The organism is Flavobacterium sp. 316 (assembly GCF_000967805.1).
GTDB lineage: Bacteria > Bacteroidota > Bacteroidia > Flavobacteriales > Flavobacteriaceae > Flavobacterium > Flavobacterium sediminilitoris.
In genome coordinates this window covers 29866-45468 of record NZ_JYGZ01000003.1, presented here as the reverse complement: position 1 = coordinate 45468, position 15603 = coordinate 29866, and the positions used below count along the sequence as shown (strand labels likewise).

Annotated in this window: 18 protein-coding genes; all 18 read left to right on the top strand. The window is 30.5% G+C overall.

What is annotated here, in order from left to right; all coding sequences use genetic code 11:
• Window positions 1–6: 6 nt before the first annotated feature.
• The 18 genes from rplF to SY27_RS06345 all read left to right on the top strand — a co-directional run bounded on the left by rplF (window position 7) and on the right by SY27_RS06345 (window position 15369).
• Window positions 7–549, top strand: coding sequence for a 50S ribosomal protein L6 (gene rplF / locus SY27_RS06425; RefSeq protein WP_045968412.1), 543 nt, complete (start codon window positions 7–9; stop codon window positions 547–549).
• An 11-nt stretch (window positions 550–560) separates the two neighbouring features.
• Window positions 561–911, top strand: a complete 351-nt coding sequence (gene rplR, locus SY27_RS06420; RefSeq protein WP_045968410.1) for a 50S ribosomal protein L18 — start codon at window positions 561–563, stop codon at window positions 909–911.
• Window positions 912–917: 6 nt separating this feature from the next.
• Window positions 918–1442: a 30S ribosomal protein S5 gene (gene rpsE, locus SY27_RS06415; RefSeq protein ID WP_045968408.1), complete on the top strand. Its 525-nt coding sequence runs from the start codon at window positions 918–920 to the stop codon at window positions 1440–1442.
• Between the two features lie 12 nt (window positions 1443–1454).
• Window positions 1455–1637 carry a 50S ribosomal protein L30 gene (rpmD, locus tag SY27_RS06410; protein ID WP_045968406.1) on the top strand — a complete coding sequence of 61 codons (183 nt, stop codon included), beginning with the start codon at window positions 1455–1457 and terminating at the stop codon, window positions 1635–1637.
• Between the two features lie 11 nt (window positions 1638–1648).
• Window positions 1649–2101: a 50S ribosomal protein L15 gene (gene rplO, locus SY27_RS06405; RefSeq protein ID WP_045968404.1), complete on the top strand. Its 453-nt coding sequence runs from the start codon at window positions 1649–1651 to the stop codon at window positions 2099–2101.
• A 13-nt stretch (window positions 2102–2114) separates the two neighbouring features.
• Entirely contained in the window at window positions 2115–3461 is a 1347-nt protein-coding gene (secY, locus tag SY27_RS06400; RefSeq protein ID WP_045968402.1) for a preprotein translocase subunit SecY, read from the top strand.
• A gap of 5 nt (window positions 3462–3466) precedes the next feature.
• Window positions 3467–3682 (top strand): translation initiation factor IF-1, encoded by a 216-nt coding sequence (gene infA / locus SY27_RS06395; RefSeq protein WP_045968400.1) that lies wholly within the window; start codon window positions 3467–3469, stop codon window positions 3680–3682.
• Window positions 3683–3693: 11 nt separating this feature from the next.
• Entirely contained in the window at window positions 3694–3810 is a 117-nt protein-coding gene (gene ykgO / locus SY27_RS18495) for a type B 50S ribosomal protein L36 (protein ID WP_002987490.1), read from the top strand.
• 2 nt (window positions 3811–3812) lie between these two features.
• The gene (gene rpsM, locus SY27_RS06390; RefSeq protein WP_045968397.1) at window positions 3813–4187 is read left to right on the top strand and encodes a 30S ribosomal protein S13; all 375 of its coding nucleotides are present in this window, start codon (window positions 3813–3815) and stop codon (window positions 4185–4187) included.
• 12 nt (window positions 4188–4199) lie between these two features.
• Window positions 4200–4583, top strand: a complete 384-nt coding sequence (gene rpsK, locus SY27_RS06385) for a 30S ribosomal protein S11 (RefSeq protein WP_045968395.1) — start codon at window positions 4200–4202, stop codon at window positions 4581–4583.
• 90 nt (window positions 4584–4673) lie between these two features.
• Window positions 4674–5279 (top strand): 30S ribosomal protein S4, encoded by a 606-nt coding sequence (gene rpsD, locus SY27_RS06380; protein WP_045968393.1) that lies wholly within the window; start codon window positions 4674–4676, stop codon window positions 5277–5279.
• Window positions 5280–5299: 20 nt separating this feature from the next.
• Window positions 5300–6292 (top strand): DNA-directed RNA polymerase subunit alpha, encoded by a 993-nt coding sequence (locus SY27_RS06375; protein WP_045968391.1) that lies wholly within the window; start codon window positions 5300–5302, stop codon window positions 6290–6292.
• A 61-nt stretch (window positions 6293–6353) separates the two neighbouring features.
• Window positions 6354–6836 (top strand): 50S ribosomal protein L17, encoded by a 483-nt coding sequence (gene rplQ, locus SY27_RS06370; protein WP_045968389.1) that lies wholly within the window; start codon window positions 6354–6356, stop codon window positions 6834–6836.
• A gap of 112 nt (window positions 6837–6948) precedes the next feature.
• Entirely contained in the window at window positions 6949–8058 is a 1110-nt protein-coding gene (gene carA, locus SY27_RS06365) for a glutamine-hydrolyzing carbamoyl-phosphate synthase small subunit (protein ID WP_045968387.1), read from the top strand.
• A gap of 101 nt (window positions 8059–8159) precedes the next feature.
• Window positions 8160–9452 carry a phosphopyruvate hydratase gene (gene eno, locus SY27_RS06360; RefSeq protein ID WP_045968385.1) on the top strand — a complete coding sequence of 431 codons (1293 nt, stop codon included), beginning with the start codon at window positions 8160–8162 and terminating at the stop codon, window positions 9450–9452.
• Between the two features lie 165 nt (window positions 9453–9617).
• Window positions 9618–11582 carry a histidine kinase gene (locus SY27_RS06355; RefSeq protein ID WP_045968383.1) on the top strand — a complete coding sequence of 655 codons (1965 nt, stop codon included), beginning with the start codon at window positions 9618–9620 and terminating at the stop codon, window positions 11580–11582.
• Between the two features lie 22 nt (window positions 11583–11604).
• On the top strand, window positions 11605–12366 hold the full coding sequence (locus tag SY27_RS06350) for a LytTR family DNA-binding domain-containing protein (protein ID WP_045968381.1): 762 nt from the start codon (window positions 11605–11607) through the stop codon (window positions 12364–12366).
• Window positions 12367–12453: 87 nt separating this feature from the next.
• Entirely contained in the window at window positions 12454–15369 is a 2916-nt protein-coding gene (locus tag SY27_RS06345; RefSeq protein WP_045968379.1) for a T9SS type A sorting domain-containing protein, read from the top strand.
• Window positions 15370–15603: the final 234 nt, after the last annotated feature.

Sequence of the window (15603 nt, the reverse complement as noted above, 5' to 3'; positions counted from 1 at the left end):
GAAAGAATGTCAAGAATAGGTAAAAATCCAGTTGCAATTCCAGCAGGAGTAACCGTAGAGGTTAAAGATGCTGTAATTACAGTTAAAGGAAAATTAGGCGAGCTTTCTCAGGAATTTTCTGATGTTACAGTCAAAGTAGAAGATAACCAAGTTATCGTTGAACGTTCATCAGATCATAAGAATGAAAGAGCGAAACATGGACTTTATCGTTCTCTTATAAACAATATGATTATAGGAGTTTCAGAAGGTTTTACAAAACAATTAGAATTAGTTGGTGTAGGTTATAGAGCTTCTAATCAAGGACAAAAACTTGATTTGGCTGTAGGTTTTTCACACAACATAGTTTTGGAAGTTGTTCCAGAAGTTATTGTAGAAACAATCTCTGAAAAAGGTAAAAATCCAATAGTGAAATTATCATCATTTGACAAACAATTATTAGGTCAAGTATCTGCAAAAATCAGATCTTTCCGTAAGCCTGAACCATATAAAGGAAAAGGTATTAAGTTTGTAGGTGAAGTATTAAGAAGAAAAGCAGGTAAATCAGCTTAAAAATTAAGACTATGTCATTAACAAAAAGTGAAAGAAGACAAAGAATAAAATTCAGAATCAGAAAGATTGTTAGCGGTACTGCTGCGCAACCTAGGTTGTCTGTATTTAGATCTAATAAAGAAATCTATGCTCAAGTCATAGATGACGTAAACGGTGTTACATTAGTTGCTGCATCTTCTCGTGAAAAAGAAGTAACTAGAGGTACAAATGTAGAAACTGCAAATGCAGTTGGAAAATTAGTAGCTGAAAGAGCTCTTAAAGCTGGTATTACGAACATCTCTTTTGATAGAGGAGGGTATTTATATCATGGACGTATTAAATCATTAGCTGAAGGTGCTAGAGAAGCAGGACTTAAATTCTAATAAATTATGTATCAAAAATATAAAAATGTAGAACTAGTAAAACCAAGTGGTCTTGAATTAAAAGATCGTTTGGTTAGTGTAAATCGTGTTACTAAAGTTACTAAAGGTGGTAGAGCATTTGGTTTCTCTGCTATCGTAGTAGTAGGTGATGAAAGTGGTGTTGTAGGTCATGGATTAGGAAAATCTAAAGATGTTTCTGAAGCTATTGCTAAGGCAGTAGAAGATGCAAAGAAAAATCTTGTGAGAATTCCATTGAACAGTGCTACTGTACCTCACGAACAAAAAGGAAAATTTGGTGGTGCTAGAGTGTTTTTAATGCCTGCATCTCATGGTACTGGAGTAATTGCTGGTGGTGCTGTGCGTGCTGTCCTAGAATCAGTTGGTGTACATGATGTATTATCAAAATCTCAAGGTTCATCTAATCCTCATAACGTTGTTAAAGCTACTTTTGATGCTTTGTTACAGATGAGAAGTGCTGTTACTGTTGCTAAACAAAGAGGAATTTCTCTAGATAAAGTATTTAAAAGTTAAAATCCAAGGAAAATGGCAAAAATTTTAGTAAAACAAGTTAAAAGTAAAATCAATTGTCCTGAGACACAAAAAAGAACTTTAGAATCTTTAGGTCTTCGTAAATTAGGACAAGTTGTTGAGCATGACGCAAGTCCTGCTGTCCTTGGAATGGTAAATAAAGTTAAACACTTAGTTTCTGTTGAAGAAACTAAATAATAATATTCGTTATGAATTTAAGTAACTTACAACCAGCTGAAGGTTCAGTTCACAACCAAAATAAGAGATTAGGTAGAGGAGAAGGTTCTGGTAAAGGTGGTACCGCTGCAAGAGGTCACAAAGGAGCAAAATCTCGTTCTGGTTATTCAAAGAAAATTGGTTTTGAAGGAGGGCAAATGCCTCTTCAAAGACGTGTACCTAAGTTTGGTTTTAAAAATATTAATAGAGTTGAATACCAAGGTGTAAATCTTGATACTATTCAATCATTAGTAGATAATGGTTTGATTACTGATACATTAGATTTGTCAGTAATTATTGATAATCGTTTAGCTACAAAGAATAGCTTAGTAAAGATTTTAGGAAGAGGTGAGCTAAAAGCTAAACTTAAAGTAAGTGCTCACAAATTTACAGCTACTGCAAAGGCCGCTATCGAAGCAGCTGGTGGAGAAGTTGTAACTTTATAACCTTTTTAGTACAATGAAGAAATTTATAGATTCATTTATCAATGTATGGAAAATAGAAGAGTTAAAAAATAGAATTTTTTTAACCCTAGGGTTGTTACTAGTGTACCGTTTCGGTGCACAAGTAACACTTCCAGGTATTGATGCAACTAAATTAGGAAATCTTACTGACCAAACTGATGGTGGTATTGGTTGGTTAATAAATGTATTTACAGGAGGTGCTTTTTCGCAAGCTTCTGTATTCGCATTGGGTATTATGCCATATATTTCTGCTTCAATTGTAGTTCAATTAATGGGAATTGCGGTTCCTTATTTACAAAAACTACAAAAAGATGGAGAAAGTGGTAGAAAGAAAATCAACCAAATTACTAGATGGCTAACAATCTTAATTACATTAGTACAAGGACCAGGTTATATATATAATTTATATAAAACTCTGCCTGCTGATGCATTTTTATTAGGTGTTAGTTCTTTTTCATTCTTGTTCTCTTCTGTTCTTATTTTAGTAACAGGAACAATATTTGCAATGTGGTTAGGTGAAAAAATTACTGATAAAGGTATTGGTAATGGTATTTCATTATTAATCATGGTAGGAATTATTGCAAGAATGCCACAATCTTTTATTCAAGAAATTAGTTCAAGAACGACTCAAGCAAATGGAGGAGTGATGATGATTGTCTTAGAAGTAGTTTTGTGGTTTTTGGTTATTATTGCCTGTATACTTTTAGTTATGGCGGTAAGAAAAATTCCTGTTCAATATGCAAGGAGAACTGTTTCTGGTGATTTTGAACAAGATATGATGGGTTCTAGACAGTTTATACCTTTGAAGTTAAATGCTTCGGGTGTAATGCCTATTATTTTTGCTCAGGCTATTATGTTTATTCCTGCTGCGGTTTCGGGTCTTGCGAAAGATTCTGAAACAGCTCAATCATTGGCTGGTCAATTTAATGATCCATTTGGATTAGTATATAATATAGTATTTGCTTTGTTAATTATAATTTTTACGTATTTTTACACCGCAATTACTGTACCGACTAATAAAATGGCTGATGATTTGAAAAGAAGTGGAGGCTTTATACCTGGTATTAGACCAGGAGTCGAAACGGGTGATTACTTAGATAAGATTATGTCATTAATAACTTTTCCGGGTTCATTATTCTTAGCTTTAATAGCAGTTTTTCCTGCTGTTGTAGTTAGTTTATTGAATGTTCAAGGAGCATGGGGTTATTTTTATGGAGGAACTTCTTTATTAATCATGGTAGGAGTAGCAATTGATACTATTCAACAAATAAACTCTTATTTATTGAATAAGCATTATGATGGTTTGATGAAGAGTGGTAAAAATAGAAAAGCAGTAGCTTAATATTTATGGCAAAACAATCAGCAATAGAACAAGACGGAACAATCGTAGAAGCATTATCAAATGCTATGTTCCGTGTAGAGTTAGAAAATGGACATGTTGTAATTGCTCATATTTCTGGTAAAATGCGAATGCATTATATTAAATTATTACCAGGAGATAAGGTGAAACTTGAAATGAGTCCTTACGATTTAACAAAAGCAAGAATTACATATAGATACTAAAAGCTAGTAAAATGAAAGTAAGAGCATCAGTAAAAAAGAGAAGTGCCGAGTGCATTATAGTACGTAGAAAAGGAAGATTATACGTGATTAACAAAAAGAATCCTAGATTTAAACAAAGACAAGGATAATTATGGCAAGAATTGCAGGGGTAGATATACCTAAACAGAAAAGAGGAGTTATTGCTTTGACCTATATATTTGGTATCGGCAGTAGCAGAGCTAAAGAAATTTTAGCTAAAGCTCAAGTTAGTGAAGATAAAAAAGTTCAAGATTGGAATGATGACGAAATTAGCGGAATTCGTGATGCTGTTTCTTACTTCAAAATTGAAGGTGAATTACGTTCAGAAATTCAATTAAACATCAAACGTTTAATGGATATTGGATGTCAAAGAGGTATTCGTCATAGAGCTGGACTTCCATTAAGAGGTCAAAGAACTAAAAACAACTCTAGAACTAGAAAAGGTAAAAGAAAAACTGTTGCTAACAAGAAAAAAGCAACTAAATAATAAGTAAATAATATGGCTAAGGCAACAACAAAAAAACGTAAAGTTATCGTTGAATCTACAGGAGAAGCGCATATTAATGCTACATTTAATAACATCATTATTTCTTTGACTAACAAAAAAGGTGAAGTTATTTCTTGGTCTTCAGCTGGTAAAATGGGCTTCAGAGGTTCTAAAAAGAATACTCCATATGCAGCTCAAATGGCAGCAGAAGATTGTGCGAAAGTAGCACTTGAAGCTGGACTTAAAAAAGTTAAAGTTTACGTTAAAGGACCTGGAAATGGTAGAGAATCAGCTATTCGTTCAATTCACAATGGTGGTATTGAAGTTTCTGAAATTATCGACGTTACTCCAATTCCTCATAATGGATGTAGACCTCCAAAAAGAAGAAGAGTTTAATATTTATTAAGTATAACCAAGGTAGATTAACGATTATCGAAGGATATATGACCTGAATTCATAATCACTACCTTATATTAATTTTTTATAATGGCAAGATATACTGGTCCAAAAACTAAAATTGCTCGTAAATTTGGCGAAGCAATATTCGGAGATGATAAAGCCTTCGAAAAAAGAAATTACCCTCCAGGGCAACATGGTTTAGCAAAGAAAAGAGGTAAGAAATCTGAATATGCTGTTCAATTAATGGAAAAGCAAAAAGCTAAATATACTTATGGTATATTAGAGCGTCAATTCAGAAACTTATTTGAAAAAGCTTCTGCTGCTTCTGGTGTAACAGGTGAAATTTTACTTCAATTATGTGAGGCTCGTTTAGATAACGTTGTATATAGAATGGGTATCGCTCCTTCTCGTAGAGCTGCTCGTCAAATTGTATCTCACAGACATATTACTGTAAATGGTGAATTGGTAAATGTTCCTTCATACCATTTAAAAGCTGGAGATAAAGTAGCAGTTCGTGAAAAATCTAAATCTCTTGAAGCTATTGAAAGATCTTTATCTAACTCTTCTCAAGTATATGAGTGGATTACTTGGAATAATGATACAAAAGAAGGTACTTTTGTTTCTGTTCCTCAAAGACTTCAAATTCCAGAAAATATTAAAGAGCAACTAATCGTTGAGTTGTATAACAAATAATAATTGACTTTAGTCGAAATATGGCATTATTTAATTTTCAAAAGCCCGATAAAGTTATCATGATCGATTCAACCGATTTTGAAGGTAAATTTGAATTTAGACCTTTAGAACCTGGTTACGGATTGACAGTTGGTAATGCATTAAGAAGAGTTTTACTTTCTTCTCTAGAAGGATACGCTATTACGTCTGTAAGAATAGAAGGTGTAGAACATGAGTTCTCAACTATTTCTGGTGTAGTAGAAGATGTTACAGAGATTATCTTAAATTTAAAGCAAGTTCGTTTTAAAAGACAAATTGAAGACGTAGATAATGAGTCTGTTTCAATTTCTATTTCTGGAAAAGAGCAAATTACAGCAGGTGATTTTCAAAAATTCATCTCAGGTTTTCAGGTGTTAAACCCTGATTTAGTAATTTGTAACTTAGAAAGCAAAACAACTATCAATATGGAACTTTCTATCGAAAAAGGTAGAGGATATGTTCCTGCTGAAGAAAACAAAAAAGCTAACGCACCTATTGGTACTATCTTTACAGATTCTATTTATACTCCTGTAAAAAATGTTAAGTATGCAATAGAAAACTTCCGTGTTGAGCAAAAAACTGATTATGAAAAATTAGTTTTTGAAATCATTACAGACGGTTCTATTCATCCAAAAGATGCATTAACTGAAGCAGCTAAAACGTTGATTCACCATTTTATGTTATTTTCAGATGAGAGAATTACACTTGAGGCTGATGAAATTGCTCAAACTGAATCTTACGATGAAGAATCTTTACACATGAGACAGTTGTTAAAAACTAAACTTGTGGATATGGATTTATCTGTTAGAGCATTAAATTGTTTAAAAGCGGCTGAAGTAGATACATTAGGGGACTTAGTTTCTTTCAATAAAAATGACTTAATGAAATTCCGTAACTTCGGTAAAAAATCTTTAACAGAGCTTGATGAATTAGTAGCTGCTAAAGGTCTTAACTTCGGTATGGATTTAAGTAAATATAAATTAGATAAAGAATAAATTACTTCATATTTTGCTCTCCAAAGCGGATTGCAGCAAGATGAAGGCTAAATAGAAAGTCATGAGACACGGAAAAAAAATCAATCACTTAAGTAGACAAACAGGACATAGAAAAGCTATGTTAGCTAATATGGCTTGTTCCTTAATAGAGCATAAACGTATTAACACTACTGTTGCTAAAGCTAAAGCTTTAAAACAATTTGTTGAGCCGTTAGTAACAAAATCAAAAGAAGATACTACTCACAATAGACGTATCGTTTTCTCTTATTTAAGAAGTAAGTATGCCGTTACTGAACTTTTCAGAGACGTAGCAGCTAAAGTTGGTGACCGTCCAGGAGGATACACTCGTATCATCAAGTTAGGTAACCGTTTAGGAGATAACGCTGATATGGCAATGATTGAGTTAGTTGACTACAATGACTTGTACACAGCGGGTAAAAAAGAAGCTAAGAAAACTACTCGTCGTAGTAGAGTAAAAAAAGTTGAAGGATCTACTGAAACTGCAGCTGCTGAAACTTCTGAAAATACTGAAGCTACAGAATAATCATGATATATATGATTACATATAAAAAAGGATAAACATTTGTTTATCCTTTTTTTATATACTCTATTTTCATTTTTTTAATTTAAATTTGCAAAATCAACAACGCAACACAATGAAATATATTAATCGTACTCAAGCGGTATTATTATTAAAGGATGGAACCATATTCTATGGTAAATCAATTGGTATAGAAGGGACAACTTTTGGAGAAGTCGCTTTTAATACAGGAACAACAGGTTATCAAGAAATTTTTACAGACCCTTCTTACTTTGGCCAAATAATGGTTACTACAAATGCTCACATTGGTAATTATGGAGTAAATGATGAAGAAGTAGAATCCAATGGGGTTAAAATTTCTGGATTAGTTTGTAAAAATTTTAGTTTCAACTATTCTAGAGATAAAGGAACAGAAAGCTTATTCGATTATTTTCAAAAACAAAATTTAATCGTTATTTCTGATGTAGATACACGTGCTTTAGTGAGCTATATACGTGATAACGGCGCTATGAATGCTATAATTTCTACTGATAATACACCTATTGAAGAATTAAAAAAGAGATTAGTTGATGTACCAGATATGCATGGTTTAGAGCTAGCATCAAAGGTGTCTACTAAAGAGCCTTATTTTTTTGGTAATGAAAACGCTAAATATAAAGTATCAGTTTTAGATTTAGGGATTAAAACTAATATACTTCGAAATTTAGCTAAAAGAGACTGTTACATCAAAGTATTTCCTTTTGATGCAACATTTAGCGATTTAGAATCTTTTAACCCTGATGGTTATTTTTTATCTAATGGACCTGGAGATCCAGAACCATTAGAAAGTGCACAACAAGTTGCTCGTGAAATTCTAGCTAAAAACAAACCTCTTTTCGGAATTTGTTTAGGTCATCAGGTAATTGCTTTAGCAAATGGAATTAATACCTATAAAATGTTTAATGGACATAGAGGAATTAATCATCCTGTAAAAAACTTAATCACTGGTAAAGGTGAAATTACATCGCAAAATCATGGTTTTGCGGTAGTTAAAGAAGATTTAGAGAAACATCCAGATTTTGAATTGACTCATGAACATTTAAATGATGGAACTGTTGCAGGAATGAGAATGAAAAATAAAAATTGTTTTTCAGTACAATATCATCCAGAAGCAAGTCCTGGACCGCATGATTCTTCTTATTTATTTGACCAATTTATCGAAAATATTGAATCTTCACTTAACTAAAACGTTATCGTTTATAAGTTTTCTAAATTTATAAACGATACAATTTTATAACCTTTATTTTTGTCTTATTAGACATAATAACAATTTAAAAAAGTATAAGAATGAGCATGATTATAAAAGTTCACGCGAGACAAATATTAGATTCACGTGGAAACCCAACAATTGAAGTTGATGTAATTACTGATAATGGAATATTAGGTAGAGCTGCTGTGCCAAGTGGCGCTTCAACTGGTGAGCATGAAGCGGTTGAATTGCGAGATGGAAGCAAAGCTTATATGGGGAAAGGAGTTTTAAAAGCAGTAGAAAATGTAAATATTAAAATTGCTTCTGAAATTGTAGGGATGTCTGTTTTTGAACAAAATGCAATTGATAAAGCTATGATTGATTTAGATGGAACATCAAATAAATCTAGTCTGGGAGCTAATGCAATTTTAGGTGTTTCTTTAGCTGTTGCAAAAGCTGCTACCAATGAATTGGGATTGCCTTTATATAGATATGTAGGAGGAGTTTCTGGGAACACATTACCAGTTCCAATGATGAATATTATTAATGGAGGTTCACATTCTGATGCTCCTATTGCATTTCAAGAATTTATGATTATGCCAGTTAAAGCAACGTCATTTACTCATGCTATGCAAATGGGGACAGAAATTTTTCATAATCTGAAGAAAGTTTTGCATGATAGGAATCTTTCTACTGCTGTTGGTGATGAAGGTGGTTTTGCTCCAAATTTGCCAGGAGGAACAGAAGATGCTTTAGATTCAATAAAATTAGCAGTTGAAAATGCAGGATATACTTTTGGTGATGATATTATGATTGCTCTTGATTGTGCTGCCGCAGAATTTTATGTAGATGGGAAATATGATTATTCAAAATTTGAAGGTGCTACTGGGAAAGTAAGAACATCCGCAGAACAAGTTGACTATTTAGCAGAACTAGTTGCTAAATATCCGATTATTTCTATTGAAGATGGAATGGATGAAAACGATTGGGAAGGATGGAAATTGTTAACTGAAAAAATTGGAAATAAAGTACAATTAGTAGGAGATGATTTATTTGTAACTAATGTACAAAGACTTTTTAGAGGAATTAATGAAGGAATTGCAAATTCTATTTTAATTAAAGTAAATCAAATAGGAACTTTAACTGAGACAATTGCGGCTGTTAATATGGCTCACAATGCAGGATATACATCTGTAATGAGTCATCGTTCAGGAGAAACAGAAGACAATACTATTGCTGACTTAGCAGTGGCCTTAAACTGTGGACAAATAAAAACAGGTTCGGCTTCACGTTCTGATCGTATGGCAAAATACAATCAGTTATTACGTATAGAAGAAGAATTAGCAGATGTAGCTTATTTCCCAGGATTAAAAGCTTTTAAAGTGAAATAATAGTTATATTATAAAATATAATACAAACAACCCTTTTTGAATCTTAGGTTCAGAAAGGGTTGTTTTTTTGAAAATGATTTAAATTCTCAGTCAAAATAGTCAAATACTCATTTACAAGTATAAACTAAAAAGTAAATACTACATTTGTTTATCAATCATTTTAAGATGAAGAAAAAAATAATAGTATCTCTTTTTTTGTTAGTTTCAATTGTTATTCAAGCACAAGATAAAGTGATGGATAGCTTACAGAATAGTCTAAAAAACACGAAAAATGATATTGATAGGACTAAATTATTAAATGCAATTTCTGATCGATTTAAATATTCTGATCCTGAGGAGATGGTTAATTATGCAAATAAAGCCATACAATTAGCGCAAAAAATAAAATTTAGAACAGAAGAAGGTAACGCATTATTAAATATTGGAAATTCTAATATTATACAAGGAAATTATGCAGAAGCCATCCGTTTTTTTGTTCAAGCAAAAGAAATTTTTGAAGAAGAAAATCAATCAGATACAAATCAAGGAGAAATACAATTTGGTTTAGCAAAAGCTTACGGTAGCTTAGGAATTGTTTTTTCTGAACAAAGTAATTATGCAAAAGCACTTCAATATTATTTAAAATCAGTAAAAATTTATGAAACCTTGAAAGATGAAGTTCATCAAGGAAAATTATATAATAATATTGGTGTAGTATATAAATCACAACATTCAGATTTTAAAGCATTAGAATATTTTGTTAAGGCAAATAAAATTCAAGAAAAATATGGAGATATAAATTCAGGAATTACATTAACTAATATTGCAAATATTTATCTAAATCAGAAAGATTTTGACAGCGCATTAGAGTACTATGATTTAGCAAAAGTCAGTTTAGATAGAAATCCTAATCCTAGAGCTTTAGGAGAATGGTATAATAATATAGGATTGTACTATAAAGAGAAAAAATATTTTGATAAGGCAATAGAGTCTTGGAGAAATGCTATTGTTATTTTCCAAAGTATAGATGATAAATTTGGTTTGGCGGATACTTATATTTTTTTAAGTCAATTTTTTCTAGAAGAAAACGATTTAGACAAAGCATTATTTAATGCTAATGAAGCTCTTAAGTTAGCGAATGAAATTAAAGTTTTAGAACAACAAGCCATTTCACAAAAGATGTTGAGTGAGATTTATCAAAAGAAAAATAACCCTAATCTAGCATTAACTCATTTTCAAAAGTATAGTGCTGTTAAGGACAGTTTAACTAATGAAGAAAGTATTAGAAAATCTATTGAATCATCAATGAATTATGAGTTTGAAAAACGAGAACTTATTCAAAAAGAAGAAAATGAGAAAAGGGAATTATTACTAAAAGAAGAAGCGAAGCAATTTAAAATGAAATTGCTTTACATTGGACTAATTGTTTTATTATTGATAGGTATAGGATTTCTTATTTATAATAGAATGCAACTCAAAAAAACACTAACACTTCAAAAAGAATTAGCCGAGTACGAACAAAAAGCACTGCATTTACAAATGAATCCTCATTTTGTATTCAATTGTTTAGGTTCAATTTCAAGTTTTATAGTACAAAACGGAACAGATTCGGCAATAAAGTACTTGTCAAAATTTTCAAAATTAATGAGATTAACTCTTGAATATTCAAAAGAATCATTAATTCCTATTGATAAAGAAATTGAAAGTTTACAAAATTATTTAGAGTTAGAACAACTAAGATTTAATCACAAATTTAATTTTAGTATTAATAAAAGTGAAGACATTGAAGATGATGTAGCACTTCCTCCTTTATTAATTCAGCCATTTATTGAAAATGCTATTCTACACGGTGTAATTCCAAAAAGAGAAATGGGAACAATTGATATTGCATTTCTATTAGATAATGAATCCTTGATTTGCACGATTTTAGATGACGGAATTGGAATTAATAAATCAAAATTAAATAAAGAAAATTTAGTTTTAGCTCACAAATCAATGGCATTAGATATTATTAAAAAGCGATTGGAAATGATAACATCATCTACAAATAAAAAAGCAATAATGACAATTGAAGAAATAGTAGATAATCAAGAAATAAAAGGAACTAAAGTAGTTTTAAATTTACCAATACAATATATCAATAGAGGTTAATAAATAAAAGAAGCAATTAAAAATGATAACAGCAGTACTTGTAGACGACGATAAGAATTTAAGAGATGGAATGAAAGGTTTATTAGTTCGTTTTGCACCAAATATAAAAATAATTGGAGAAGCAGACAGCGTTGAAACAGGCATAGAAACTATAAGTAAATTAAAACCTCAAGTTGTTTTTTTAGATATTCAATTAAATGATGGGACAGGCTTTGATATTTTGGAGCAATTGGCTTTAAAAAACGGAGCAATTAAATCAAATATTGTTTTTATTACAGCCCATGAACAATATGCTATAAAAGCTTTTCGATTTAGTGCTTTAGACTTCTTATTAAAACCAGTAGATCCAGATGATTTGCAAAAAGTGATTTTAAAAATTGAAGCTGTTCTTGAAAAAAACAATAATTACGATCATATAGATTTACTATTGGAAAATATCCGTAGAAAAGTAGATAATTTCAAAAGAATTGCGCTTTCAACTTCAGATGGGATTCATCTTTTTGAAATTAATGATATTATTCGATGTGAAAGCGAAGATAATTATACCCGATTTCATATAAAAAACACGAAATCTGTATTGATTTCTAAGACTTTAAAAGAATATGAGGAATTATTAACAGAACATGGATTTGAAAGAATACACCAATCACATTTAATTAATTTGGCATATTTAAAATCATATATTAAGAAAGATGGAGGCTATGTAGTCATGGCAGATAATAGCAATTTACCCATTTCGCAGCGTAAAAAAGAACGATTGCAAGAAATTTTAAAAACAATCTAACGAATTCTAATTTAGAAGCTTCGTTTACTCAATTACTAACACAAAAAACAAACATTACAATTAAATTTATATAAAAATACAATAATCATGAAAAAAATAATACTCTTATTGCTTTTTATAACGGGAACGTTGTATGCACAACCACCTATTAATACACCTTCTAATTATGTAGTTTGTGAAAGTGGTAATTCAAATTTTGGATTATTTGATTTGACATCTAAGAATGCTGAAATATTAGGATCGCTCAATCCTAATCTTTATACTGTTACTTATTATGAGTATTCTAATGATGCCCAAAATGGAGTAAACCCAATACAAAATCCAAATCAATTTATCGCTAATAATGTATATGACTCAATTACGATTAGAGTTCATGAAAATGCAAACCCTTCTAATTTTGCTATAACGTATTTACAATTGATTACAAATTATGGACCAACAATATCTCAGTCGCCAAATATGACTGTTTTTGAAGATCCAAATGATAATGTAGCCATTTTTGATTTAACACAACAAATTCCTCGACTTGTAGGAAATCAAACAAATTTGAATGTTACATTTTATTTATCAGAATTAGATGCTATAGCTAATACTAATGAATTAATAGGAGTTACTTCTTATACTAATATTTCAAATCCTCAAGCAATATATGCTAGAGTAGAAAATATTAACACTGGTTGTTATGAAATTGCAGATTTTGAATTAATTGTAAGTCTTGAAGGAATAGTAAATATACCAGATGCTAATTTGAAAGCAAAATTATTAGCAGCAGATGAAAACAACTCGATTGCTTCAAATGTAAATCCAAATAATTCAACAACATGGAATATATATACAAAAATAGATACTAATGAAGATGGTGAAATTCAATTTTCAGAAGCAGCAGCAATTATACATTTAAATGTTTCAGGAAGCTCACCAACAAATGGAGGAATACAAAATTTACAAGGATTAGAATCATTCTATAATCTAAGTTATTTTAATTGTGGTTATAATCAATTAACAACTGTAGATTTGAGTGTTTTGCCCAATTTAAAATATTTTCATAGTACTAATAATGATATCACAAGTTTAGGTTTGACAAACTGTAATACTCTGGAAGTTTTAAATTGTGATTATAATCAATTAGCAAATATAGATGTAAGTCAATGTCCAAATTTGACCAATTTAAATGTTCGTAATAATGAATTAACAAGTCTAAATCTAGACAATAATCATCAAATAACAAGTATTTCTGCTTTCAATAATAACTTAACAAACTTTGAATTGCAAAATAAAAACTTTGTAAGAACATTACATATTGGGTTTAATCAGTTAACTAGTTTGCAATTGACAAATCTACCAATACTATACAGAGTTCAAGCTCAAAATAATGATTTGTCGAGTGTTGATTTTTCAACAATAGCATTTCAAACAGAACCAAATAATTTACCAGCAGCAAACCTTTTGGATATATCGGTAAATAACAATGTCAATTTAACGTTTATAAATCTTAAAAACGGGTTTACTAACCTAGAAGTAGATTTATCATCTGGAAATCTAAACAATACGTTACAATTTATATGTATGGATGAAGATGATGTTGTAGGCTATTTTTTTACAACTCCAAATCCAGTAATAAACACATATTGTTCTTTCACACCAGGAGGAGACTACAACACAATTACAGGATTAGTACAATTTGATGATGATAATGATGGTTGTGATAATTCAGACAGTTTTGTACCTTATTTAGGATTTGAAGTAAACATAGATGCAGTAACAACAAATTCATATGTATATTCAAACACTATAGGGAATTATAGCTTATTTACAAATCAAACAGGAACCTATTCATTAATTCCAAATTTTGAAAACCCAAGCATCTATACTATTACACCTATTTCAGCAGAAGTTCCTTTTCCTGTAATAGATAATAGTGTTGTTACCCAAAATTTTTGTGTCTCGGCTAATGGAGTACATCCCGATTTAGAAATTGTTATTGCTCCAATTGTTCCAGCACGACCAGGCTTTGAAGCAGTTTACAAAATAGTTTACAAGAACAAAGGAAATCAAACATTATCACAGTTATATGGAATTAATTTCTTTTATAATCACAATTTAATGAACTTTGTTTCTACTTCAATTCCAACATCTACTGTAGGATTAGGCTCTTTATCTTGGGATTATGCCGATTTAAAACCTTTTGAAAGTAGAAGTATCTATGTAACTTTTAACATCAATTCGCCTACAGATCCTAATCCAGTAAATATTGATGATGTACTACAATTAACAGCTTCAATTATGCCACAAAGTGGTGATATAAACACAATGGATAATCTTTTTCAGTTTAATCAAACAGTAGTGGGTTCATTTGATCCAAATGACATTAGCTGTATAGAAGGAGAAATAGTATCACCAACTATGATAGGCGAATATTTACATTATATAATAAATTTTGAAAACACAGGAAACTATCAAGCAGAAAACATAGTTGTAAAAATTGAAGTTAATCCAGAAGATTTCGATATTAAAACATTACAATTATTAAATGCTTCCCATAATCTAGATGTAAGAATAAAAGATAACATTATAGAATTAATCTTTCAGGCTATTTATTTAGATACAGGCGGACATGGAAATATCTTATTGAAGATAAAAACAAAAGATAATTTAGTAACAACAGACATAGTAACAAACAAAGCGGCTATTTATTTTGATTATAATGCGCCTATTGAAACCAATTTAGCAAATACGACTTTTGAAACACTAAGTAGCGCTATTGTTATAATGGACAGTTCTATTCAAATATATCCAAATCCATCAAACAGTATCGTAAATATTAAAAGTAACACAACTATAGAATCAATAGAAGTTTACGATATAAATGGAAGATTAATTGTTGTGAAAATGTTGGATGATCAAATCACAACAATGAATATTTCAGATTTTGAAACAGGAATTTACATCTTGAAAATTAAATCTGAAAAAGGAGAAAAAGTTGAAAAATTAATAAAGGATTAGTTGTTGAGAATATGTTAAGTAATTAACCTGATGATTTTTTTAAATTGTCAGGTTTTTTTTTGTGTTTCATAATATTAGATATAAACTGCGAACTTTTTCTATGAGATAGATATTTTAATTTTTAAATGTATAGCAGTGAGGTGTTGTAGACACTTTTCAAATGTTTTGCATTGATGAACTCCTATAAAAAACAATAGAAGATCAGTGAATAAAATAAAGGCTTTCACAACATTC